Source organism: Pseudomonas sp. PvP001, assembly GCF_040546375.1.
Taxonomy (GTDB): Bacteria; Pseudomonadota; Gammaproteobacteria; order Pseudomonadales; family Pseudomonadaceae; genus Aquipseudomonas; species Aquipseudomonas coleopterorum.
Genome location: NZ_JBEPNQ010000001.1, coordinates 207667 through 230586, shown reverse-complemented (window position 1 = coordinate 230586; position 22920 = coordinate 207667). Strand labels below are relative to the sequence as shown.

At 61.3% G+C, this 22920-nt stretch carries 21 protein-coding genes; 8 read left to right on the top strand and 13 right to left on the bottom strand.

Translation table 11 applies throughout. The annotated features are described in order from the left end of the window. Positions 1 to 17 precede the first annotated feature (17 nt). On the top strand, positions 18 to 689 hold the full coding sequence (locus ABMD26_RS01040) for a hypothetical protein (RefSeq protein WP_354307004.1): 672 nt from the start codon (positions 18 to 20) through the stop codon (positions 687 to 689). Between the two features lie 22 nt (positions 690 to 711). Here the strand turns inward: ABMD26_RS01040 and ABMD26_RS01035 are convergent, their stop codons facing one another. The 3 genes from ABMD26_RS01035 to ABMD26_RS01025 all read right to left on the bottom strand — a co-directional run bounded on the left by ABMD26_RS01035 (position 712) and on the right by ABMD26_RS01025 (position 3480). Beyond that, the gene (locus ABMD26_RS01035; RefSeq protein ID WP_286916397.1) at positions 712 to 1647 is read right to left on the bottom strand and encodes a sensor domain-containing diguanylate cyclase; all 936 of its coding nucleotides are present in this window, start codon (positions 1645 to 1647) and stop codon (positions 712 to 714) included. A 90-nt stretch (positions 1648 to 1737) separates the two neighbouring features. Further along, positions 1738 to 2052, bottom strand: a complete 315-nt coding sequence (locus ABMD26_RS01030; protein WP_354307001.1) for a DUF7693 family protein — start codon at positions 2050 to 2052, stop codon at positions 1738 to 1740. A 468-nt stretch (positions 2053 to 2520) separates the two neighbouring features. Next, complete coding sequence (locus tag ABMD26_RS01025) at positions 2521 to 3480, bottom strand: DNA replication terminus site-binding protein (RefSeq protein WP_354306999.1); 960 nt, start codon at positions 3478 to 3480, stop codon at positions 2521 to 2523. A gap of 115 nt (positions 3481 to 3595) precedes the next feature. On the opposite strand from ABMD26_RS01025, the gene ABMD26_RS01020 reads away from it, so the two are divergent. Further along, complete coding sequence (locus tag ABMD26_RS01020) at positions 3596 to 3748, top strand: DUF2256 domain-containing protein (protein ID WP_354306997.1); 153 nt, start codon at positions 3596 to 3598, stop codon at positions 3746 to 3748. A gap of 9 nt (positions 3749 to 3757) precedes the next feature. Here the strand turns inward: ABMD26_RS01020 and ABMD26_RS01015 are convergent, their stop codons facing one another. After that, positions 3758 to 4759 carry a LacI family DNA-binding transcriptional regulator gene (locus tag ABMD26_RS01015; RefSeq protein ID WP_354306995.1) on the bottom strand — a complete coding sequence of 334 codons (1002 nt, stop codon included), beginning with the start codon at positions 4757 to 4759 and terminating at the stop codon, positions 3758 to 3760. Positions 4760 to 4952: 193 nt separating this feature from the next. Between ABMD26_RS01015 and ABMD26_RS01010 the strand changes: the two genes are divergently transcribed. Genes ABMD26_RS01010 through ABMD26_RS01000 form a run of 3 tightly spaced genes read left to right on the top strand, consistent with a single transcriptional unit; the run spans position 4953 to position 8477 of the window. Next, entirely contained in the window at positions 4953 to 6125 is a 1173-nt protein-coding gene (locus tag ABMD26_RS01010) for a Gfo/Idh/MocA family protein (protein WP_354306993.1), read from the top strand. Beyond that, complete coding sequence (locus ABMD26_RS01005; protein ID WP_354306991.1) at positions 6122 to 7201, top strand: sugar phosphate isomerase/epimerase family protein; 1080 nt, start codon at positions 6122 to 6124, stop codon at positions 7199 to 7201. The genes ABMD26_RS01010 and ABMD26_RS01005 overlap by 4 nt, the downstream gene beginning before the upstream one ends. A 52-nt stretch (positions 7202 to 7253) precedes the next feature. Next, positions 7254 to 8477 carry a nucleoside permease gene (locus ABMD26_RS01000; RefSeq protein WP_354306989.1) on the top strand — a complete coding sequence of 408 codons (1224 nt, stop codon included), beginning with the start codon at positions 7254 to 7256 and terminating at the stop codon, positions 8475 to 8477. 14 nt (positions 8478 to 8491) lie between these two features. On the opposite strand, the gene ABMD26_RS00995 is transcribed toward ABMD26_RS01000, so the two are convergent. The 6 genes from ABMD26_RS00995 to ABMD26_RS00970 all read right to left on the bottom strand — a co-directional run bounded on the left by ABMD26_RS00995 (position 8492) and on the right by ABMD26_RS00970 (position 15581). Then, a complete protein-coding gene (locus tag ABMD26_RS00995; RefSeq protein WP_354306987.1) occupies positions 8492 to 10105 on the bottom strand; it encodes an ABC transporter ATP-binding protein in 1614 nt (537 codons plus the stop codon). Beyond that, positions 10098 to 10919, bottom strand: coding sequence for an ABC transporter permease (locus ABMD26_RS00990; RefSeq protein WP_134722277.1), 822 nt, complete (start codon positions 10917 to 10919; stop codon positions 10098 to 10100). Before ABMD26_RS00990 ends, ABMD26_RS00995 begins: the two co-directional genes overlap by 8 nt. Positions 10920 to 10922: 3 nt before the next feature. Then, on the bottom strand, positions 10923 to 11918 hold the full coding sequence (locus ABMD26_RS00985) for an ABC transporter permease (protein ID WP_354306985.1): 996 nt from the start codon (positions 11916 to 11918) through the stop codon (positions 10923 to 10925). Positions 11919 to 11923: 5 nt separating this feature from the next. Further along, a complete protein-coding gene (locus tag ABMD26_RS00980) occupies positions 11924 to 13468 on the bottom strand; it encodes an ABC transporter substrate-binding protein (protein ID WP_354306983.1) in 1545 nt (514 codons plus the stop codon). After that, positions 13461 to 14387 carry a homocysteine S-methyltransferase family protein gene (locus tag ABMD26_RS00975; protein WP_354306981.1) on the bottom strand — a complete coding sequence of 309 codons (927 nt, stop codon included), beginning with the start codon at positions 14385 to 14387 and terminating at the stop codon, positions 13461 to 13463. The genes ABMD26_RS00980 and ABMD26_RS00975 overlap by 8 nt, the downstream gene beginning before the upstream one ends. A 279-nt stretch (positions 14388 to 14666) precedes the next feature. Further along, positions 14667 to 15581, bottom strand: a complete 915-nt coding sequence (locus ABMD26_RS00970) for a LysR family transcriptional regulator (RefSeq protein ID WP_354306979.1) — start codon at positions 15579 to 15581, stop codon at positions 14667 to 14669. A 104-nt stretch (positions 15582 to 15685) separates the two neighbouring features. Here ABMD26_RS00970 and ABMD26_RS00965 point away from each other — a divergent pair, with 104 nt between their 5' ends. Then, a complete protein-coding gene (locus ABMD26_RS00965) occupies positions 15686 to 16564 on the top strand; it encodes an MBL fold metallo-hydrolase (protein ID WP_354306977.1) in 879 nt (292 codons plus the stop codon). A 27-nt stretch (positions 16565 to 16591) separates the two neighbouring features. On the opposite strand, the gene ABMD26_RS00960 is transcribed toward ABMD26_RS00965, so the two are convergent. Beyond that, complete coding sequence (locus ABMD26_RS00960) at positions 16592 to 17542, bottom strand: AraC family transcriptional regulator (protein WP_354306975.1); 951 nt, start codon at positions 17540 to 17542, stop codon at positions 16592 to 16594. 307 nt (positions 17543 to 17849) lie between these two features. Between ABMD26_RS00960 and ABMD26_RS00955 the strand changes: the two genes are divergently transcribed. Both ABMD26_RS00955 and ABMD26_RS00950 read left to right on the top strand, forming a co-directional pair. Next, positions 17850 to 19160, top strand: coding sequence for an ABC transporter substrate-binding protein (locus ABMD26_RS00955; RefSeq protein WP_354306973.1), 1311 nt, complete (start codon positions 17850 to 17852; stop codon positions 19158 to 19160). Between the two features lie 162 nt (positions 19161 to 19322). Further along, complete coding sequence (locus ABMD26_RS00950) at positions 19323 to 20096, top strand: L-iditol 2-dehydrogenase (protein ID WP_354306971.1); 774 nt, start codon at positions 19323 to 19325, stop codon at positions 20094 to 20096. 73 nt (positions 20097 to 20169) lie between these two features. Here ABMD26_RS00950 and ABMD26_RS00945 read toward each other — a convergent pair whose 3' ends face one another. Together ABMD26_RS00945 and ABMD26_RS00940 are read right to left on the bottom strand one after the other, a co-directional pair. Further along, a complete protein-coding gene (locus ABMD26_RS00945; protein ID WP_354306969.1) occupies positions 20170 to 21270 on the bottom strand; it encodes an HlyD family secretion protein in 1101 nt (366 codons plus the stop codon). Beyond that, on the bottom strand, positions 21267 to 22835 hold the full coding sequence (locus ABMD26_RS00940; RefSeq protein WP_354306967.1) for an MFS transporter: 1569 nt from the start codon (positions 22833 to 22835) through the stop codon (positions 21267 to 21269). The genes ABMD26_RS00945 and ABMD26_RS00940 overlap by 4 nt, the downstream gene beginning before the upstream one ends. Positions 22836 to 22920 lie beyond the last annotated feature (85 nt).

Sequence of the window (22920 nt, the reverse complement as noted above, 5' to 3'; positions counted from 1 at the left end):
GGAAGCAGGAACACAGCATGTACGTTGGTCACTTCGCAATTGGCCTGGCAATCAAGGCCCGTTACCCCAAGGTTCCCGCGTTGCCCATCATGATGGGCGTTGGCTTCCTGGATCTGTTGGACGGGATCTTCATTCTGCTGGGTTTCAATACCGTAACCCCCAACCTGGCCAGTGGGCCCTACCTGTTTTTCGATCTGACCTTTATCGATTGGGACCACTCCCTGCTCGCTGCGCTGTTCTGGTCCATGATCTGGGGGCTGCTGTTCATCAAGCACCGTGCAGTCGCGGCGGTGGCGGCCTTGGCGGCCTTCTCACACTTCATCGCCGACTGGCCGATGCACAATAGCGACCTGGCACTTTACCCACACTCGATCGAGCACTACGGGTATGGGCTGTGGGGCAAACTGGGAACGCTCGCCTGGGTCCTCGAAGGCGTTTTCTCGGCGGTGCTGGCTGTCTATGCCTGGCGGATCAGCGCGCGCCGCGGAGTCAGCCTGGTCTGGCCCTGTGCGGTGCTGGTCGTCCTGTTCCTGCAGCTTTCCCCAGTGGCTTCGCCGATGAAATTCGTGGCTACCTTGCAGGAACCGCTGACGCACATCCTCCACGGAGCCCTGGTCTCACTGGGGTTCCTGATCCCCGGGTTGTTGCTGACGTGGCTTCTGGACAGGGCGGAGCGAGTGTCCAGTTGAACCTGGCGCCCAAGTGGGTCGATCACTGCGCCGAATACACCTTGATCTGCGATCTGCCCGCGCGCTTGGCCTGGTACAGCGCCTCATCCGCATGGCGCAGCAGCGTGTGCACGTCCTCGCCCGCTTCGGGGAAGAACGCGATGCCTATCGATGAGGTGGTGTGGATTTCCTGGCCCTTCACATTCCACCGGTGGCTCAGGGATTCGCACAGGCGGCTGGCAACCTGAAGCGCCTGTGCCTGATCGGTGTGCGGTAGAAACGCGACGAACTCGTCGCCACCGATGCGCCCGAACAGATCGCCTTCGCGCAGGCAGAGGCGGGTGCGTCGGGCGAAAGCGATCAGCAACTCGTCGCCGAGTTCGTGACCCCGCTGGTCGTTGATCAGCTTGAAGCGATCCAGGTCCATGTAGATGAGTGCCGAAGGCAGTGGGGCGCTGGCAGGCGTCGTGGGTTGAGCCAACGCATGGGCGATCAGGTCGAGAATCCCCCTGCGGTTGGATATACCGGTCAAGGCATCCAGGTGGGCGAGGTTCTTGAAGCGTTCTTCGCTGGCTTGCAGGGCCTTCTCGGCAAGCTTGCGTTCGGTGATGTTGCGGCTGACGATCAGCAGCCGGTAGCGCGTACCGTCGGCATTGAAGGAGGGCGTCTTGATGACCTCCCAGGTATTGATGCGGTTATCCTGACCCATGAAGGATTTTTCGACGATCGTTGCGCGGCGGTTGCGCCACGCCAACTCGTCCGTCTCGACGTTGCGCGCGAAACCCTCGGCAAACTTCGGCTGCAAGGTGAGCAGTTCGGCATCGGTGATACCGACGTAGTCGAAGCTGCTCATTTCGTAGGCGGCAAGGGCCGTCTTGTTGCAGAACAGCCATCGTCCGGCGCCGTCCTTGACGACGATGAACTCCTGAATGGCGTTCAGGAGGGACAGAAAATCTACGTGATCGGCATTCGGAGGCATGGTGGGGTGTTACCAGCGGGGCAGGGTAGCTTGATGAAAGGGTATCGGCTGCGGCTATGGGGTCTGAAGACCGGCTGTCGAAGGCTCGGCTCAGACTTCGGCCAGCAATTGCGCCAGTCGAGCATGCTCCCAGGTGCTCAAGAGTTCGATAGGATCGGTGCCGTAACGCTGGGCCGAGTCGAAGGCATACAGTCGGCCTTCAGGGCTCTGGCAACGCTCGCAATGGAAGCGACCGTCGTCGTGCGTATGGAAGGTGATGAGCCACCCATCGGCGCCGACCGTCAGCGTTGAGTCGAGGGTGTTGGCCCAGCACGCGTCGCCCAGACGGTATAACGTGCGGGTCCCCAAGGCGATGTCTCGAAGCAACTGGCAGGTTTCGCGTGCGGTGAGAGGAGTTACGGACACCAGAAGGCTGCCACTTGAAAAAAAGAAGGGCATGTTACAGGACTTTGGCGTATTGAACGGCTCATCACATCGAGAGTGGACAGCATGCCGATTCACTATTCAAGAAAGCTGACCGGCAGAGACCGCGCAAGGCTGGCAACACGCAATTGGGATGTATCCTCGGGTCGAGAAACCGAAACAGATAAAGCACGCCATTCAGGATCGAGCGCAGCACATTGCACGTCAATCGCTCAGCACTAATAACATCATGACGGGCAGCCCCAGCACCTTCAATCCTGTCTCCGCGCGCCGTGAGCAAAGAAGGGCCGTCATCGCGCTCGACTAACATCCCGCACTGCAATGATCACCCTACTTCAATAACAGTAACATCATGACACCTACGCCGTTTTATCTGACTCACACACTGCGTTCACAACCTAGTTAACAACAGAGGAGGCGCTTGAGTTCTGTTCCCAGTCCAAACCTTTCTCAATGCTCTTCTGCCTTCTTGGGCATCGGTCCATACACACGATGCTCTTCCTTGTAGCGGAACAGGTTCATCGCTTCCACGTACGGATCATCCTCCAGCAATGCCAGGCGGGTGTTTTTCTTCACCAGGATCTTCGGCTCGTAACTTTGAAGCGGTTTGACCTTCGGCGCTGGCTGGCCTAGTTCGTAGACGAAGGGGACCGGTGCAATGATCGGCTTCACTTTCGCGTCTGCATTGCGAACCCGCGCGCGAATATGAGGCTGCACCAATCGACGAATCGCGACCTGTTCGCTCGGGTTGAGCTTGGCCAACATGTCGATGCCGTAGAGTAGGGCGTTCTCCGCCGCAGCTTCCGAGGAGTGGTGCACGGTCGCTTGTTTGTCGCGGTATTGATCGAGCAACTCTTTCCATTCTTCGATCAAGTCGCCGGCCATCTTGCGTGCGCCGGAAGAGCCGGTGTCATCCCAGTAGAAGTTGATGACCTGCGGATCGGTAAGCACATGGGTCAAGCGCAAAGCCTGCTTGGGAACGATACCGTTCCCGCTGCCCTTGAAGCGGCCCCAGACATTGCGGCGATCGTTGGTCTTTTCGATGGCCCCGATCAACTTGCCCAGTTCGCCACGAGTGGCGTTCGTCTGCAGGATCTTGTCGATGGCCGCGCGGGGCAGGGCGATCACACCGGGTACACGCAGCGTTTCCCGTGGGTGCTGGCCAACTTTGACCCAGATACTGGTGAGTGCTTCGAACGCCGTTTGTACTGCCTCATCGCCGTAGAGCGTACGAACTTCTATCGGTTCGTTGCGCACCGCATCCTCGGGCCGGAAATCCAGGCCGAACATGGCATCGACATGGGCTTGATCCCTGAAGGCCCGCAGCACTTCGCCCAGCTCCATCAACTCGGACTGGAGCCGGTTGACCATGGCGATGGCCGCGCTCGTTTGGCTAAGATGCAGGTCCATACGTTTGTCCAGGTGATGGGCGGATGGCGCATTCTAGCGAGGTACTGTGGTTTTATACAGCCCTGATGATTTTCGTATCGGGATGATTTCGCTGCCGGGTCGATGGAGACAATGTTTGAAGAAGAGTGAACTACCGGTAAAGCACTGCGCCACATGCGGTCTGCCCTACACCTGGCGCAAGAAATGGGAAAGATGCTGGGATGAAGTTCGTTATTGCTCGGAGCGGTGTCGACGGCAGAAAAAGTCCGCGCCGGCCTCCAATCAATAACGGGCGTCATCAGCCCGCTACCCGAGCGGTGCTCTGCCGGATCGTCAGCTGATAGGGCAAGGTCACGTGCCGTGCCGCCAGCGGGCGTTTCTCGATCACGCTGATCAACATCTCTACCGCCTGCTGGCCGAACTGTTCGGCCGGCTGGGCGATGGTCGTCAGCGGCGGATCGCAGTAGGCGGCCAGTTCGATGTCGTCGAAGCCGGCCAGTGAAACGTCTTGAGGTACGCGCAAGCCCATTTCCCTGATTCGCTTCAACGCGCCGATGGCCATTTCATCGCTTTCACAGAACAGTGCGGTGGGGCGCTCGGGCCCAGCCAGCAACTGCAGCGCACCGTCATAGCCGGCTTTCAGACTGAAATCGCCCGGCCAGATCAATGCCGCGTCGGGTGCGATGTCGGCTTCGCGCAGCGCCGCTTCGTAGCCCGCGCGGCGGTCGTGAGTCAGCGGGCTGTCGGCCGGTCCGTTGATCAAGCCAATGCGTCGGTGGCCCAGGTCGAGCAGGTGCTGGGTGACGGCTTTGGCAGCCGCTTGGTTATCCAGGCTGACGGTTGGATGACGACCGCTTTGCAGCACTTCGCAGGCGTTGACGATGGGCGGCACGTCCGAGAGGTCGCTGGTTGAAGCGAACGGATCGTAGGCGCGCAACTGCAGAAGCCCGTCGGCCTGATGGGCGTGTACCAACTCGGCAAATTCGCGCTCGGTGGCTTCGCAACCCAGGGTGTCGCACAGCAATACGCGATAGCCGGCGGCCTGGGCGGCTTTCTGGGCGCCGCTGATGACGCGGGCAAAAAAACCGTTGGCAATGTTCGGCACCAGGACGACCAGGTTGAACGTGCGCCGCGAGCGAAACTGCACGGCCATCAGGTTGGGTCGGTAGCCGGCCTGTTCCACGGCGACGTTGACCCGGTCACGGGTCTCGGGCAGCACTCGCTCCGGGGACTTCAAGGTGCGCGACACCGTCGCCACCGAAACCCCGGCCAGGCGCGCCACTTCACGAATGTTCGACAAGTCCACCTCGTTTCTCGGGGATACCTAGGCGAAGCTTACCGCAGTTCGCGGTAGGGTCCGGGACCGATTTTCAGCGGCTGTCCGTTTGACAGACCACAGTTTGGCGCCTAGATTCGATGTAAGGATGTAACCGGTTACATCGGCTGGTTGCGTATCGCACGTCAGACAGGTACCTGCTTTGAGGCTGGGTTTCATGCACAAGACAAGAATGGGGTTCGTCGGCGGTGGAGAGGGTTCTTTCATCGCCAAGGCACACCGTCAGGCCGCCGCGCTGGACGGGCGTTTCGAACTGGTGTGCGGCGCCTTCAGTCGCGATCCTTCGAATAACCAGCGGACGGGCAATGCCCTGGGGCTTCAGCCGGCGCGCACCTACGCGGACTGGCAACAGATGATCGAGGCCGAATCACGCCTGCCCAGTGACCAGCGCATGCAGCTGGTGGTGAACGTCACGCCAAATCATCTTCATGCCCCGGTCGCTCGGCAGGCCATTCAGGCAGGCTTTCACGTGTTCAGCGAGAAGCCCGCCGCGTTGAACCTGGCCGAGTTGCAGGCGCTTGATGACGTGCTGCTCGGCAGCGATCGCCTGTACGGTCTGGCCCACGTTTACCTGGGTTACCCCATGGTCTGGGAAGCCCGTGAGTTGGTGCGCAACGGCGTGATCGGCAAGGTGCGCAAAGTCATCGTCGAATACCCCCAGGGCTGGCTGAGCCAAGACATCGCCCGCGATGGCAACAAACAGGCCGATTGGCGTGACAACCCGGAACAGTCCGGTATCGGCGGCTGCATCGGCGACATCGGCACTCATGCGTTCAGTCTTGCCGAGTTTGTCGCCGATCAGCAGGTGCACGCCCTCAGCGCCATGCTCGGCTCCCACATCGAGGGCCGCCGGCTGGACGACGATGCCAGCATGCTGTTCAAGATGAACGGCGGTGCGAGCGGCGTGCTCATCGCCAGCCAGGTCTGCGCCGGCGAGGAAAACCCGCTGAAAATCCGCATCTACGGCGAGCGGGGCGGACTGGAATGGCGTCAGGAAGAGCCGTCCAGCCTGATCCATCGCTCGCTGGATCAGCCCATGCGTGTCCTGCGCTCGGGCCTCGGGCAGCCGTGGCTCAGCGCGGCTGCCACACGACGGATGCGTCTGCCGGCCGGCCATCCCGAGGGTTACCTGGAGGCGATGGCCAATCTCTACGTGGATTTCGCCGACGCCATCCAGGCCGGTGGCGGCGGCAACCAGGCACCGGGCGTGCCAGGCATGGAGGTGGGTCTGCGTGGAATGGCCTTCATCGAAACCGCCATCGCCAGCCACGGCAGCGATGCCAAGTGGACCGAGTTGGTCTGTCCTCTGCACTCACGGAGCCTTTCATGATGAGCGTTGCAACCGAACACGGCCTGCGTGGGCCGGGCATATTTCTGGCCCAGTTCATGTCGGACCAAGCGCCTTTCGACAGCCTGGCCAATATCGCCAGCTGGGCCGCATCCCAGGGGTACAAGGCCATTCAATTGCCCACGCTGGGTACCCGATACATCGACCTGGAAAGAGCGGCGCACAGTCAGACGTACTGCGACGAACTCAACGCCATTTGCGCAAACGCCGGCGTGCAGATCAGCGAGCTGTCCACCCACTTGCAAGGTCAACTGGTGGCGGTGCATCCGGCTTTCGATGCGGTGTTCGACGAGTTTGCGCCGGTCCACGTGCGCGGTCGGCCCGAGGCCCGAACGCAATGGGCCAGCGATCAGCTCAAGCTTGCCGCCCGCGCCAGCCAGCGGCTGGGTCTGAAAGCCCACGCGACCTTTTCCGGTGCGCTGCTGTGGCCTTATGTCTATCCGTGGCCGCAGCGGCCAAAGGGTCTGGTCGAACAAGGGTTCGCCGAACTCGCCAGGCGCTGGCTGCCCATCCTCGATTGCTTCGAAGACGCTGGCGTCGACCTGTGCTACGAGATCCACCCCGGCGAAGATCTGCACGATGGCGCTTCGTTCGAGCGTTTTCTGCAGGCGGTCGGCCACCATCCGCGGGCCGCAATTCTCTACGACCCCAGCCACCTGCTGCTGCAGCAGATGGACTATCTGGGTTTCATCGACCGCTATCACGCGCGCATCCGCATGTTCCATGTCAAGGATGCCGAGTTTCGTCCCGATGCCCGGGCGGGTGTCTACGGGGGTTATCAGGATTGGATCGACCGGCCTGGACGCTTCCGCTCCCTGGGCGACGGTCAGGTGGATTTCAAATCGATCTTCAGCAAATTGACCCAATACGGTTTCAACGGCTGGGCCGTGCTGGAGTGGGAATGCTGCCTGAAGGATTCGGCCCAAGGCGCGGGTGAGGGCGCTGCGTTCATCGAGAGCCACATGATCACACGCACCCAACGGGCCTTCGACGATTTCGCCGGGGTGTCTGCCGATGTTCATTCCAACCGGCGATTACTGGGCCTGCCCGAAGACTGAAACCTGCGAGCCTTCGACCGACACCTGCCATAACAATAAAACGGTGAGTGCAATGAAAACCATGAACGCGCGATTGAGCGTGATGATGTTCCTGCAGTTCTTCATCTGGGGCGGTTGGTTCGTCACCCTGGGCACCTTTCTGGCGACGGGACTGGGGGCCAGCGGCGGCCAGATCGGCTTGGCGTTCTCCACACAATCGTGGGGAGCGATCATTGCGCCTTTCGTCATCGGCCTGATCGCCGACCGCTGGTTCAACGCCGAGCGCATCCTGGCCGTGCTTCATCTGCTGGGCGCGGTGCTGTTGTATCAGCTGTATCGAGCAGCGGATTTCGCCACGTTCTATCCCTATGTCCTGGCCTACATGATTGCCTACATGCCCACCCTGGCCCTGGTGAACTCGGTCGCCTTCCGGCAGATGCAGGATCCGGCGCGGGAATTTTCCCGCATCCGAGTATGGGGCACGATCGGCTGGATCGTGGCCGGTCTGGTCATCAGCATGGTGTTCGCGTGGGATTCGGCGCCAGGCATCGCGGGCGGAGCATTGCGCAACACCTTCCTGATGTCGGCCATCGCCTCCCTACTGCTCGGTTTCTACAGCTTCACGTTGCCCGCAACCGCGCCCGTGCAAGCCAGCGGCGAGCGCCAGGGACTGCGCCAGGTGTTGGGCCTGGACGCACTCGGGTTATTGAAGGATCGCAGCTATCTGATCTTCTTCCTGGCCTCGATCCTGATCTGCATACCGCTGGCGTTCTATTATCAGAACGCCAATCCGTTCCTGGCCGAGATCGGTGTTGCCAATCCCACGGCGAAAATGGCGATCGGGCAAGTGTCCGAAGTGTTGTTCATGCTGCTGCTGCCGTTGTTCATCGCCCGTTTCGGCATAAAGATCGCGCTGCTGGTGGGCATGCTCGCCTGGGTGCTGCGCTACGTGTTGTTCGCCTACGGCAGTGGCGGTGAAGCGGTCGCGCTGCTGCTGGTCGGTATCGCGCTGCATGGCGTGTGCTACGACTTTTTCTTCGTCTGCGGGCAGATCTACACCGACGCCAAAACCCCCGAGCGCTTTCGCAGCTCGGCACAGGGGTTGATCACGCTGGCTACCTATGGGCTGGGCATGCTGATCGGGTTCTGGGTGGCTGGGAAGGTGACCGACCACTACGCATCGGGAATGCTGCATGACTGGCAGAGCATCTGGCTGTTTCCGGCCGGGTTCGCAGCGGTGGTGCTTATTGGGTTTTGCTTGATGTTCCGGCCCGAGCGGCGCGTGCAGGGGCTATGAGCGGCACAGAACAGTCATCCGGCCATTTGCATCAGCCAGTCCTGCCGCATCTGCGGCACGGCTTCGACCAGGCGCCGGGTGTAGTCGTCGAGCGGTGCGCTGAGCGCCTCGGCCGTACGGCCGTGCCGAACGATGCGTCCGTCATGCAGCACGGCGACCTCGTGGGCAATCTCCCTGGCGACGTGCAGGTCATGGGTGATGAACAGATAGGACACGCCCGTTTCAGTTTGCAGCCGTCGCAGCAATGCCAACACGTCCAGGGCAACCAGTGGGTCGAGGGCCGAGGTCGGCTCATCGCAGATGATCAGGGCGGGTTCTGCAGCCAGGGCACGGGCGATGCAGACGCGTTGTTTCTGCCCACCGGAAAGGGTGTGCGGAAGTCGCCTCGCAGTGTCCGCAGGCAGGCCGACCTGTTCAAGCAATTCGGCCACGCGCCGTTGCCGTAGCGGTCGGCTCAGCCCGGTGAATGTCTGCACGGCGCGCTCCAGTTGATCGCCAATGCAGAGTCTGGGGTTGAGTGCGTTGTCCGGAATCTGATGAACCATCTGGATCTGCTGCAGATGCTCACGGGTTCGCCGACTCAGGGTTGGGGGCAACGGCTTGCCGTTGAGCGTCATCGACCCGCCCACGTCGCCGAGCAGGCCGCAGATGGCTCTGCCCAAGGTCGACTTGCCTGATCCGGATTCACCGATCAGCGCCAGCGTGCGGCCTTGGCACAGGCTCAATGAGAGCTCGTCGAGCACCGGTTGCTGCCGGTAGCTTGCGGTCAGCGAGCGGATGACCAGCAGCTCATTTGCTGCAGTATCTGTGCTACCCAACATGCGGCCCGCGCGCCCGGCGCTGAGCAGATCCTGGGTGTAGCCCTGCGCCGGACGCTGAAGGATCTGCTCGGTGGTGCCATGCTCCACGCATCGCCCATGACGCAGCACCATGATCTGGTCAGCCAGTTGTGCGACCACCGCCAGATCGTGGCTGATATAGATCGCCGCAACACCTGCCTGGCGAATCACCTGAGCGATCGCTTGCAGAATCCCCAGTTGGGTGACGACGTCCAGTGCCGTGGTCGGTTCGTCGAAAACGATCAGCTGCGGCGAACTGCACAGGGCCATGGCGATCATCGCCCGCTGCAGTTGCCCGCCCGAGACCTGGTGAGGGTAGCGTGAAAAGAACGCCTCAGGCTGTGGCAGCGAGAACTGGGCGAACAGCTCCAGTGCCCGCGCCTTGGCGGTTTGTGCGTCCATCAGCCCGTGCAGTTGCGCGGCCTCGATCACCTGGGCTCCGATGGTAAGGGCTGGATTGAACGCCGATCCGGCGGATTGAGCGACGTAGGCAATGCGTTTGCCGCGAATCCGGCGCAACTCGGGTTCCGACAGGTGCAGAAGGTCGCGCCCTTCGAACAGGATACGTCCGCCGGCAACTGCCATGCCTTCGCGTAGATGACCCAGCAGGGCCTGCCCGATGGTGGACTTGCCCGCCCCCGATTCGCCAATCAAGCCCAGTACTTCGCCTGCCCTGAGGCTGAAAGAGACATCGTCAACCAACAGCCGTCCAGGCTCGCCCTTGGCAGCTATTCGCAGCTGCTCGACACGCAACAGCGGCGCCGTTGCAACCGGAGTGAAATCAACCATGGTTGCGCGCTCCCCATTGGCGGGTGTTGGTCCCCAGCAGCCAGTCGGCCAGGCTATTGATGCACAGCGCTAACGCGGCGATCGCCGCGCCGGGCACCAGCGCTGCCCAGACCCCGAACAGGACACCGTCCTTGTTATCACGGGCCAGGCCACCCCAGTCGGCGGTGGGTGGCTGGATGCCGAGACCCAGGAACGACAGCGCGGAAAGAAACAGCAGAATGAACACGAAACGCAGGGCGAACTCGGCAATCAGGATCGGCAACGCATTGGGCAGGATTTCTCGCAACAGGATCCAGCCTAGGCGCTCACCGCGCATGCGGGCCACATCGATGAACTCCATGGCGGCGATGTCCACGGCCACGGCGCGGGCCACGCGCAGGATACGGGTGGCCTCCAGCACCCCGAGCACCAGAATGATCACACCTAGGGTCTTGGGCAGCGTTGCCAGAATGACCAGCGCCAGAATCAGCGTGGGTATGGCCATGAGCACATCGTTGACCCGCGAGATTAGTTGGTCGATCCACCCCCCTGCAGCCCCGGCGATGAAACCCAGCGTCGTGCCACACACGAAGGCCACCACCGCCGCGGCGGCGGTCACCGACAATGACGTGCGCGTACCCCAGATCAACCGTGACAGGAGGTCGCGACCCAGGTTGTCGGTGCCCAGCGGTGCCAGCGCCGACGGCAGGTCCCATGCGGAGCCGATCACCTGATTGGGGGAGTAAGGTGCCAGCCAGGGCGCGAGGAGGGCGACGACAACGAACAGGCTCAAGCCAACGATGCCGGGGAGGTGAACGATTCTTGGAGCGGGCATGAATTAGTTTCCGTGGCGTAGACGGGGATTGGTCAACAGCGCAATCACATCGGCGAACAGATTGAGCAGGATGTAGATGGCCGCCAGGACCAACGCACAGCCCTGTACGACAGGCACGTCGCGCTTGGCGATGCTGTCGACCAGGTATTGGCCCAGGCCGGGATACACGAAGACGTTCTCCACGATCACCACACCCACCATCAAATAGGCCAGGTTCAGCACGATGACATTGATGATTGGTCCCCAGGCGTTGGGTAGTACATGGCGCCACAACACCCGCATCGGCGAGAGGCCCTTGAGCACGGCGGTGTCGACATAGCTGCTGCGCTGGGCGCTGAGCAATGCTGCGCGGGTCATGTTGCTCATGTGGCCGAGCACGGCCAGCACCAGCGTGGCACCGGGAAGCACGATCGCCAGCAACCGCTCCGACAACGTCATGCCCAGTTGCACGCTGCTGTTGCTGGGCAACCAGGCAAGGGTCATGGAGAAGACGAAGATCAGCAGATAACCCGAGAAAAACTCCGGCAAGGCCACGGTCATACGACTGATCAGGTTCAGCAGTCCGTCGATCCAACCACCGTGAAAGCGGACCGAAACCAGACCCATGAGCAGCGCCAGGGGCACCGCCACCAGCGCCGTGCTGCCGGCCAGGAACAAGGTGTTCTGCAGCCGTTCCGAGAGCGCGACTGAGATGTTCTCCCGCGAAGTCAGGCTGATGCCGAAATCGCCCTGCAGGATTCCGCCCAGCCAGTGCAGATACCGCCAGGCCGCTGGCTGATCCAGCCCCAGTTGCAGCTTCAGCGCCTGGATGGCCGCAGGGGTCGCGGATTGACCAAGGATCGCGGTGGCGGTATCGCCGGGCAGCAGGTTCAGGCCGATGAAGATCAACAGCGAAGTGGCCAGCAGCATCGCCAGGCCGACAGCCAGCCGTCGCACGATCAGGCTTGTTAAGACGCTTTGCCCTTCTGCGCCCACGCTAACCGGCAATGTCGCAGGCATGATGGCTATCCTTCCAGCCAGACTTTTTCGGCGGCGCGGTTGCCGCTCAGCGGCACTCCAGGCACCGACTTGAAGCCCTTCACATTGCTGCGCGTGGCCGCGAGCGCATCGGCGTACAGCGGGATGATTTCACTGCTTTGGTCCACCAGCATCAGCTGGATGTCGTGGTAGATCTGGCGGCGCTTGTCTTCATCGCTTTCACCGCGCGCAGCCTTGACCAGTTGATCGAACGCCGGGACCCGCCAGGCCGATTCGTTCCACGGCGCATTGCTGGTGAACACCATGGACAGCAGGGCATCGGCAGTGGGCCGCGCGCCCCAGTTGGAGGTGCAGAATGGCTTCTTCAGCCAGGTATCGGTCCAGAAGGCGTCGTTCGGTACGCGCTCGATGGCCAGAGGAATACCGGCTTTCTGCGCCGACTGCTGATACAACTGGGCGGCATCCACCGCCCCCGGAAAACCGGCGTCTGCCGCGTGCAGCGTGAGCGGTCCGGCGAAGCCCGCCTTTTGCCAGTGAAAGCGGGCGCGATCGGGATCGTAGGGCCGTTGCGGAATGTCCTTGGCGAAATACCGATTCGAGGGAAACACCGGGTTGTCGTTGCCCACCGAGCCATAACCGCCCAGCACCGTGTCGATCAGCTGTTGCCGATCCACGGCGTACTTGAGCGCCAGTCGCCCATCAAGGGAATCGAACGGCGCGACATTGGCCAGGCCCGGCAGCGTGAAGATCTGGCTGTCCTTGTCGCGGATCAGCTGGATCGACGGCATCTTTTCGATGCGACCGACAATGCGTGGATTGACTCGATTGATGATCTGCACCGAACCGCTGACCAGCGCCGCCACCCTGGCGGTCGAATCATTCATGGCCAGGGTTTCGACCGAATCGACGTGGCCGCGGGAAGGGTTCCAGTGATTTGGGTTGCGCTTGACCAGCATGCGCACCCCCGGCTGGAAGTTTTCCAGGATGAAGGCCCCGGTACCGATGGCTTTTTCGAAGGGTTCGTTTTCGGCAGTGATCACGAAATGGACCGCCGAAAGCAATGCGATGAACTCGACGTTCGGATCTGCCAGCGTGATGGTGACTTCGTGCTCGGCGCTGGCCCGCAGGTCTGTGACCGGCTCCAGATACACCTTGACGGGCGACGACGATTTCTCGTCGCGGTGGTGATTGAGCGACCACACGACGTCCTTTGCGCTCAACGACCGGCCGTCATGGAATTGCACGCCTTTACGGATGTTCAACACCCACTTGCGACCACCGTCGGCGCTGGACCAGGATTCGGCGAGTGAGGGAACGATGGCTCCGGTGTCATCGACTTCCACCAGCGCGTTGAACAGCTGGCTGCCGGTGACGTACATCCAGCTTTCGAACCAGAAGGCAGGGTCGAGGCGGTCGGTGGTGGAGGCGTTGTCCAACCCGACCACCAGATGCCCGCCTTTTTTTGGTTCCAGGCTGTCCTGTGCGAAGCCTCGCAAAGGCCAGGCAGACGCCATCGCCGCTGTCATCGCCGCCGCGCCGGTGCCCTTGATGAAAGAACGACGATCAAACATGCAAGGCATCCTGTGCAGCGGGGGCAAGGTCAGCGTCGACCAGGGCGGTCGACAGCGCGTGAATGTGTTCCGGGCCTATGCCACAGCAACCGCCAACGATAGTCGCCCCTTGGGCGACCCACTCCTGAGCCCAACGCAGATAGTTGCTTGGCTCGGTGTCCCGCCGCATCGCACTGAGGCCGACGTTGGCCCCACGTTTCTGATCCGAATGTTCGAAGGCGTTGGCATAGATGCCCAGCGCGGAATTGCTCTGGGCGCCCGCTTCGAGCAGGGCGGCACTCATGACTTCAGGCGGGCTGCAGTTGAACAGAATGGCCGCCGCGTTCAGCTGCGTCGCAGCGGCTATGGCTGCAGTGATGCTTTCCCCGGATCGCAGTTGAGCTTTGCCCTGAGCATTAAGTGCATCATCCAGGGTGAAGGAAAACCAGCGCGGACGTGGGTCGTCCTTGAGCAGATCGGCGACCAGCCGCACCTCGGCAATGGAACTCTGGGTCTCGGCCAGCCACAGATCGACCTGATCACTCAAGGCATCGATCAGCACCTGAAGAATCCTGGCCGCCTGCACCGGCTCGAACAGATCCGGACGATACGAGCCCAGCGCCGGAGGCAGCGAACCCGCAACCCGAACGCTCTGCGCGCTGGCATCGGCCGCATCGCGAGCGATGGCACCCGCCAGGCGCGCCAGGGCCGCCCCATCGCGTTCGAAGCGCGCATCGCCGATGTGAAAGGGCACCACGGCGTAGCTGTTGGTCGTGATGATCTGCGCACCGGCCTCGATGAAAGCGTCGTGGGCCCGCCGCATATATTCAGGTGCCTCGATCAACGCCAGTGCCGACCATTCCGGCTGCCGAAACGGTGCGCCATTGCGCGACAACTCACGGCCCATACCACCGTCGAGAATTTGAAGCTGTTTGGCCATTGTTGGTATCCGAGATCCAGATAAGAAGTAGGTCGGTCCTGCAGCACTGGAAGATAAGTGCTGTATTAGCGCGCAGGGATCCGACAGAAAGAGCAGCGATAGTGTGTTGAAGCCGCCGCCATACAAGGCGTGCTTAGATTGAATAGAAATATAAATGCTGCTGCAACTTCCGTGGTGGAATAGCGAACTGAGTTTTAGCTATATATTGAAGTACTGTTTGCTGAGCAACAGTGATTCAACACTTTGTGATTTAGCGGATCATATTTTCACTATTAACGATTAGCGTGCGTCCACTGCGCTATCCCACGCAGGCTCTTCCGGAAACCGTACGACCAGAAAGTCCAGCATCGCGCGCAATACCGCCGATACGTGCCTGCGAGACGCATACACGGCATGAATGCTCAACGTCATGGGTTGGTAGTCGGGCAGCAGGGCGACCAACTCTCCTGTGCGAACAAGGGGCGCTGCCAGGTAGGTCGGCAACAGCGCAACGCCTGACCCACACAAGGCGGCCTGCAAGGTCGTGACGGAGTCGTTGGTGCTGACATTGCCATTGACTGCAACACTGCTGGGCTCGCCGTTGCGGGTGAAATGCCACAGGCTGCTGCCGTGATAGGAATGCGTCAGGCAGTTATGCAGGGAAAGGTCTTCGATCGTTTTAGGCTCCATGTGGGTTTTCAGATAGCTGGGCGCGGCGCAGACCACCGAGCGGCAGGTGGTCAGGCGCCGGGCGATAAGGTTGGGGTCAAGCTCGTTAGTGATTCGGATCGCCAGATCCACGCGCTCGTCGACCAGATTGACCGTGCGATCGAGCAGTTGCATGTCGATCCGTACCTTGGGGTAGCGTGCGACGAATTCGGTAACGGCCCCAGTGAGCTGGGCCTGTCCGAACGAGGTGCTGGCCGTGATGCGCAGCAGTCCTTCGGGCTCGTCTTCGGGATGAGTCGCGATCGCCTGCATGTCCTCGGCCAGGTCGAGCATTCGCCGGCACAGTGGCAGCATTTGCGCGCCCACTGCGGTCAGGGTTAGGCGCCGCGTCGTGCGGTGCATGAGCCTGGCGCCTGTCCAGTCCTCGAGCTCCGCCAGAAACCTGGAAATCACCGGCCGTGAGAGCCCGAGCTTATCGGCGGCAGCCGTCTGACTGCCGCAGTCCACGACGGTGACGAAGGCTTGCATCGCCAACAACTTATCCATGATTAGCTCTATTTCCCGAAACAAATATGCAGCAAATCTACTGTTTTTCGAGCGATAAATCTCATCTAACCTCCATTCACCTCAACCTTCGAGATGGAATGTCCATGATCCACTTCATCGCACGACGTGTGTTTGCCAGTCTGATACTGCTGGGGGTCGCAGGGGCGGCCCTGGCCGCAGAACCTCTGCGCGTAGAGGTCTACAATCCGGGCCCGCAGGCGATTTTTCCGGTGTCCTCGGTACTTGTCACCGGCGAGAAAGAGGCCGTTTTGGTCGACGCACAATTTGCCCGGCCGCAGGCCGAAGAACTGGTCAAACGCATCCACCAAAGCGGGAAAACACTGACTGCCATCTACATCAGTCACGGCGATCCCGATTACTACTTCGGCCTGCAAACCATCACCGAGGCCTTTCCCAAGGCAAAAGTGCTAGCGACCGCGCAGACCGTCGCGCACATCAAGCAAACCAAGGACAGCAAGCTGGCCTATTGGGGCGCCCAAATGGGGGACGGCGCTCCAGGCAAACTCATCGTGCCGCAGGTGCTGGAAGGCAACCGTCTCGAACTGGAAGGTCGACAGCTGCAGATCATCGGCCTGGACGGCCCACAACCCGAGCGTACCTTCGTCTGGATACCGTCAACCAGAACGGTACTCGGCGGCGTCGTGCTTTCCAACAACATCCACGTCTGGATGGCCGACACACAAAGTGCCAAATCCCACGCTGACTGGCTGGCCACGCTGGCCCATATCGAGAAACTCCAGCCTGAGACCGTCATCCCCGGCCACTTTCTGTCCGGTGAACGCAAGGCAATCGACGCGGCACGTTTCACGGCGGACTACATAAAAACCTTCGATGCCGAGACAGTCAAAGCCAAAGACTCGACCGCATTGGTCGCGGCGATGAAGGCGCATTACCCGGCGTTGGGCGATGAGTCGTCACTGGAACTCAGCGCCAAGGTCGCCAAGGGGGAGATGAAGTGGTAGTTGGCCTGCAGGCAGATTGGACTTCCATCACCGAGCTCGTGCAACCGGTAACGCTGCTTTGATAGCCGTGCCATCGAACGGCGTCACGACAGCGGTGCGCCGATAGTCACTGGGCGTCTGGGCCATTTCGTGGCGGAAGTGGCGATTGAAGTTGGAGACATTTTCGTAGCCCACTTCAAAGCAGATTTCCGCCACGGAAAGCTGGGTCTGGACGAGTAGCCGGCACGCGCGCTGGATCCGGAGCTTGCGCATCAGGTCGATGAAACCGTGGCCGGTGATGCGTTTGAAGAAGCGCGAGAAGCCTGCCTCGCTCATGCCGACGCGCGCGGCGATGGTCGACAGGCGCAGATCGGTCGTGAGCTCGTTGATCAAGTAGTCGAATGCCTGATTGATACGCTGTGAACTACGTGCGTCCAGCGATGGCGAGTAAAAGGCGCTGGCCAATACTCGAACCTCGCGCTTGGGGGCTCTGGCCAACGTGGACAGCAATTGCAGGAACGCAATCAGCCGCTGCAGCCCGTCGGCCTTACCAATGCCCTCCAGCAAGGCGGCCGCTTGCAAGGCAGTGCTGCCGGTAAATTCGATGCCGCGTCGTGCCTGTGCCAACAGGCTGTTCAGCTCTGAAAGTTCAGGCAGCGAGCCGCGCAGGTTGAGCAGGGCGGCGCCATCGAACTGCAGGACCACGTCACGGCCGCAGATGCGTTCACCGGGCGCAACGTCGCCCATCCAGTCATGGGGAAGGTCCGGCCCGATCAGCGCCACATGCCCTGCGCCGAAGGGGCCAATGTAGTCACCCGCCAGAAGCTTGCCGCTGCCTGCTCGGATCAGGTGGATTTCATACTCGGGGTGGTGGTTCCAGCGGGCGAGCTCGTAGGGATAGTCGTGCTCATACCAGCGGAAACTCTGGTCAGGGCCAGGCAGGATGACCTCGAGATCGGCGGGCCGATGCTCGAACAGGGCAGCGCGGTTATCAGGCATCGAGTGCCCCTTTTTTGTTTGTGGTGCGGATCGGGTGCAGCGGCTCCAATTCCCGCACCATACGCTGAGTCTGCCCCGAGCAGCTAGTCCCTGCGTTGCGCCGGTTTAATAGTTTCTTGATCGCACGCGTCGATGGATAGGACGGTCAAAAAAGTATCGAAACGACGTTCGCCATTCGTTTGAGCGGGAATATTGGGGGGTGATCTAATCGGCTCGTACAGCGCTGCGGCCACGGCACGATCCGCGCGGCGATGGTCGACAACAACAATAACAGCTCCGGTCGAACCGGCCTGGAGCGGAGAGCCCCATGAAGATTACCCCTGCGCTAATTCTTTCGGCTGGTCTGTCAGTCGCCTTCGCCAGCCATGCTGCCGAGACCCTGACGATCGCGACGGTCAACAACGGCGACATGATCCGCATGCAGCGGCTGTCGAAAATCTTCGAGCAGCAGAACCCCGATATCAAACTCAACTGGGTCGTTCTCGAAGAGAACGTGCTGCGCCAGCGCCTGACAACCGACATTGCCACCCAGGGTGGCCAGTTCGACGTGTTGACCATCGGCACCTACGAGACACCACTGTGGGGCGCCAAGAACTGGCTGGAACCCATGCAGAATCTGCCGGACGACTATGATGTCGATGACATCTTCCCTGCGGTCCGCCAGGGTCTTTCGGTCAACGATACCCTCTACGCGTTGCCGTTCTATGGCGAAAGCACGGTCACCTACTACCGCACCGATCTGTTCAAGGCTGCGGGCCTGACCATGCCGGAAAAACCGACCTGGTCGCAACTGGGTCAATTCGCCGCCAAGCTCAATAAGCCGTCCAAGGATCAGTACGGCATGTGCCTGCGAGGCAAAGCTGGCTGGGGTGAAAACATGGCATTGCTCAGCACCATGGCCAACGCCTTCGGGGCACGCTGGTTCAACGAACAATGGCAGCCCGAACTCGATAGCCCAGAGTGGAAAGCCGCGGCGAATTTCTACGTCGATACGCTGAAGAAATATGGCCCTCCGGGCGTATCCAGCAACGGTTTCAACGAAACGCTGGCGTTGTTCAACAGCGGCAAGTGTGCGATCTGGGTGGATGCCAGCGTGGCGGGTTCGTTCACCACCGACAAAGAGCAGAGCAGGGTGGTCGACCGCGTGGGCTTCGCGCCTGCGCCCACCGAGGTCACCGACAAAGGCTCGTCCTGGTTGTACGCCTGGTCGCTGGCCATTCCCGCCACCTCCAAGCACAAGGATGCCGCCAAGACGTTCGTCACCTGGGCAACTTCCAAAGCCTACATCCAGTTGGTCACCGAGAAGGATGGCATCACCAACGTTCCGCCTGGCACGCGCCTTTCGACCTACAGTGATGCCTACCTGAAGGCGGCCCCATTCGCCGAAGTCACCTTGCAGATGATGAAGCACGCCGATCCTTCCAACCCGTCAGCCAAGCCGGTGCCGTACGTGGGCATCCAGTACGTGGTGATTCCGGAGTTTCAGTCGATAGGCACCTCCGTGGGCAAGCTGTTCAGTGCAGCGCTGACCGGGCAGATGTCAGTGGATCAGGCACTGGCATCTGCTCAGTCCACTACCGAACGCGAGATGAAGCGCGCGGGCTACCCCAAGCAGTAATCCGCCCACGACACCCGCCGGCCCGACGCCGGCGGTCACCGCCGAACAGGTAAGTGGTGATCTCATGGACGCCTTCGCGGCCACTGACCGCTCCTACGGGTACTGCACGATCCTTGTAGAAGCGACCAACACCGCCAACAACGTACTCTCAAGGTAGACCCAATGAAACGTCTCGAAGGAAAAAGCGCCCTGATTACCGGCTCTGCACGAGGCATCGGTCGTACATTCGCCCAAGCGTACATTCGCGAAGGCGCCACGGTCGCGATCGCCGACATCAACTTGGAACGTGCCCGGGCGACCGCCGCCGAACTGGGACCGCAGGCGTATGCGGTTGAAATGGATGTCACCGACCAGGGATCCATCGATGCCGCCATGGCGGCGGTGGTCACGCAGGTCGGCAAGCTGGACATCCTGGTGAACAACGCGGCGCTGTTCGATCTGGCGCCGATCACCGAGATCACAAGGGCCAGCTACGACAAGCTGTTTGCCATCAATGTCAGCGGCACGTTGTTCACGCTCCAGGCCGCTGCCAGGCAGATGATCGCGCAGGGGCATGGCGGCAAGATCATCAACATGGCCAGCCAGGCCGGTCGCCGAGGTGAGGCGTTGGTGGGTGTCTATTGCGCGACCAAGGCGGCGGTGATCAGCCTTACCCAGTCGGCAGGACTCAACCTCATCAAAGACAAGATCAACGTCAATGCCATCGCCCCCGGAGTCGTGGACGGCGAGCACTGGGATGGTGTCGATGCCTTGTTCGCCAAGCACGAGAACCGTCCTCTGGGCGAAAAGAAACGCCTGGTTGGCCTCGAAGTTCCCTTCGGCCGAATGGGCACGGCCGAAGACCTGGTCGGGATGGCGGTATTCCTGGCTGGCCCGGAGAGCGATTACATCGTTGCGCAAACCTACAACGTCGACGGTGGCAACTGGATGAGTTGACCGTCCCGCGGACGGCAGCGTCTGCCTGGGACTGATCCTGCCCGCCGAACATCCGGTGCGCATGATCTTCGGGTCATTCGCGGCTGTCCGTATCCACCCTTATCTCCACCGACATACCCGGCCGCAGGCGCTCGAACAGCGGCTGATCACGATCGATGGCGATGCGTACACCCAGGCGCTGGGGCACCTTGACGAAGTTACCGGTGCCGTTGTCGGCGGTCATTGCCGAGAATTCCAGGCCGGTGGCCGGTGCCATCCGCTCAACGATGCCGCTGAACGTCGTGCCGGGAAGGGCATCGACCTCGAAATGCGCGGTCTGACCGGGGGTGATGCCATGGGTCTGCGCTTCCTTGTAGTCGGCAATCACCCAGCGGTCCGTCTCCACCAGACTGAACAATGCAGTACCGGCGCCGACGTAGCGGCCGACATGGGATTCGACACGGCCGAGCTGACCGTCAGCCGGCGCCACGATTCGTGTCCTGGAGAGTTGTATCCGCGCCGAGTCCAGCGCCGCTTTGGCCTGCTGCACTTTGGCATTCAACCCCTGTGCCGCCACCTCTTGGGTACGCACGTCGGCGCGCGCCACCTTGATATTGGCCTGCGCTTCGGCAAGCGCGCCTTTGGCACTGCGCAACGCCGCCAGCGCGGTGTCCCTCTCCTGGATGGACACCCCACCTTCCTTGACCAGCGCTTCGCTGCGGGCGTAATCCCCTTGGGCGCGAAGCAACTCTGCATTGGCAGTGCCAAGTGCGGCCTGGCGTGCGCTCAAGGTCGCCACGGCAGACGCTTGAGACTGGGCGTTGTTGGCCAGGTCGCTCTTGGCGGCGTCGAGGTCGGCGACCGCCTGCTCGACACTGGCGGCGTAACTGGCAGGGTCGATCTGCGCCAGCAACTGGCCTTCGTGGACGGTTTCATAGTCCTTGACCAGCACGTTGGTGAGGTGCCCGGAGACCTCTGGTGCCAGAGTCGTGACATAGCCACGCACGTACGCGTTATCGGTATAGGGACCGTCATCGCTGAAGGGAAAGAAACGCCATATGTAAAGCACCAACGTCACCGCCAGCAACGCAACCAGGGCAATTGCACCGAGCTGGATCAGGCTGGGCTTGGCAGGCTTCCAGGTATCGTCGGACGACTCGGACGGTGACGATTCGGAAGGAGAGTCCTTGCTCACGTGGGTTTCCTCTTTGGATGGCGATTGGAGTAGCTGGAATAAGCGGCGGCCGCCAGCACCACCAGTGTGGCGGCCAGTGCAATCACCAATACCAGGCGAAAGCTGTTCAGGTAGCCGATCACACTGGCCTGGCGGCTCACCTGGCTGGTGAGCGTGGAAAGCGCTGACGGATCGACGCGCGGATCGGTTGCGCTCAGGCGATTGGCATAACCGGAGATCGCATACCGTTGTGTCGCGTACTGGACGCTGTTCAGCAGGGTCGAGCCAATCACACTGCCCAGGTTCTGTGTGGCGGCGAAGATCAACACGGTCGGCACCAGTACCTGCGGACCCTGCTTCAGCACCTGCGAGACGCTGTAGAGCAGCGCCGGGCCGACGAACAGCGTGGCACCGAAGCCGATCAGGCACTGGGACACGATCAGGTCCTGCGGGCGAACCGAACCGTTGCTGAAGCACGCCAGCAGCGCGCCCATGGCAATGCAGCCCAGCGCGGCGACCATCTGATACAGCAACGAACGCGGGTTCAACGTCGCCAGCATGATCACGATGCCTGCCAGCATCGCCACGGACACCCAGCCAAACAGGGCATGGTACTGATCGTTGTTGAGGCTGCGCAGGGCGAACAGGCCAGGCACGCTCGTGGTCTGCACCGCCAGCGAAACACGTTCCAGCAGCGCGATACCCATGAACGTGCAGATATGGCGATTGCTCAGCCAGCCGATGTCGATCTCGGGACGCTTGCGGCACGCCTCGACCAGCAGGGCTGCACCGATGGTCAACACAGCGCCCAGCATCAGCTCGCCAACGAATGGTGCGTCGTTCCACCAATAGGTGGACGCGGTGGCCAGCCCACATCCCAACATGACGGCGCCACACGCCACGAACACGCCCGTGATCAGGTCTACCCACTCGAAGGTCTTGATGCGGTAGGTAGGTGGTAGTGGATTCAGCGCCAGGATCACGATCTGCAGGACAGGTATCAGCAGCACCAACAGACGCAGAGTGGTGTTGCCGTCGGCAATGAGAAAGTCGACCGGCACCAGGCGCGCCAGTGGCTGAGCCAACTGGACACAGGCGATGGGCGTCGCCACCGCCAGAATCCGTTTGCTCTGGGGCAGCGCCGACATGAGGTAATAGACACTTGAAGCCACCGCCGTCGAGGTGGCCAGACCGTTCGCAGCGCGGGACAGTATCGCGGTGGTCAGATTGGCGAACAGCACATCCGCCGCTGCCGCCAGCGCGTAGAGCCCAAGGGCGCCGAACAGCATGAGCGGCAACCCGAACTGCTGCCGCCCCTTGATCACGAACAGGTTGCTGCAGGCACCCACGCCGACGAACACCCCAGTGAGCCAGACCATCTGGGCCGAATACGCCGAATAGCCGCCGGCCAGTTGCGCCAGGTTTTCGGTGATCAAGCTGTTGCCGAACGTGCCTGACAGGCTCATCAGCAGCGCAACGATCACATAGGCCACTCTGCGGCCAAGGGTGTGTGGCGGAAGATAGGGCGCACCCGCAACGTTGGGACGTTGGTCCTCGGTGAAATGGTAGGCGTGGTCAGTGGACATGCAGGTGAGCTTCGGGAACTTGAACGATCTGAGCTTTGGTTCAGCTGAAGCGATTTAGTTCGAGGCGGTGTGGCTGCCGGTGCGC

Bases quoted from the DNA above. Each gene is read 5' to 3' on its own strand.
- ABMD26_RS00985 (WP_354306985.1), bottom strand. From the start codon at position 11,918: ATGCCTGCGACATTGCCGGTTAGCGTGGGCGCAGAAGGGCAAAGCGTC.
- ABMD26_RS00980 (WP_354306983.1), bottom strand. From the start codon at position 13,468: ATGTTTGATCGTCGTTCTTTCATCAAGGGCACCGGCGCGGCGGCGATG.
- ABMD26_RS00975 (WP_354306981.1), bottom strand. From the start codon at position 14,387: ATGGCCAAACAGCTTCAAATTCTCGACGGTGGTATGGGCCGTGAGTTG.
- ABMD26_RS00965 (WP_354306977.1), top strand. From the start codon at position 15,686: ATGATCCACTTCATCGCACGACGTGTGTTTGCCAGTCTGATACTGCTG.
- ABMD26_RS01005 (WP_354306991.1), top strand. From the start codon at position 6,122: ATGATGAGCGTTGCAACCGAACACGGCCTGCGTGGGCCGGGCATATTT.
- ABMD26_RS01010 (WP_354306993.1), top strand. From the start codon at position 4,953: ATGCACAAGACAAGAATGGGGTTCGTCGGCGGTGGAGAGGGTTCTTTC.
- ABMD26_RS00940 (WP_354306967.1), bottom strand. From the start codon at position 22,835: ATGTCCACTGACCACGCCTACCATTTCACCGAGGACCAACGTCCCAAC.
- ABMD26_RS00995 (WP_354306987.1), bottom strand. From the start codon at position 10,105: ATGGTTGATTTCACTCCGGTTGCAACGGCGCCGCTGTTGCGTGTCGAG.
- ABMD26_RS00970 (WP_354306979.1), bottom strand. From the start codon at position 15,581: ATGGATAAGTTGTTGGCGATGCAAGCCTTCGTCACCGTCGTGGACTGC.
- ABMD26_RS01040 (WP_354307004.1), top strand. From the start codon at position 18: ATGTACGTTGGTCACTTCGCAATTGGCCTGGCAATCAAGGCCCGTTAC.
- ABMD26_RS00950 (WP_354306971.1), top strand. From the start codon at position 19,323: ATGAAACGTCTCGAAGGAAAAAGCGCCCTGATTACCGGCTCTGCACGA.
- ABMD26_RS01000 (WP_354306989.1), top strand. From the start codon at position 7,254: ATGAAAACCATGAACGCGCGATTGAGCGTGATGATGTTCCTGCAGTTC.
- ABMD26_RS01035 (WP_286916397.1), bottom strand. From the start codon at position 1,647: ATGCCTCCGAATGCCGATCACGTAGATTTTCTGTCCCTCCTGAACGCC.
- ABMD26_RS00990 (WP_134722277.1), bottom strand. From the start codon at position 10,919: ATGCCCGCTCCAAGAATCGTTCACCTCCCCGGCATCGTTGGCTTGAGC.
- ABMD26_RS00960 (WP_354306975.1), bottom strand. From the start codon at position 17,542: ATGCCTGATAACCGCGCTGCCCTGTTCGAGCATCGGCCCGCCGATCTC.
- ABMD26_RS01025 (WP_354306999.1), bottom strand. From the start codon at position 3,480: ATGGACCTGCATCTTAGCCAAACGAGCGCGGCCATCGCCATGGTCAAC.
- ABMD26_RS00955 (WP_354306973.1), top strand. From the start codon at position 17,850: ATGAAGATTACCCCTGCGCTAATTCTTTCGGCTGGTCTGTCAGTCGCC.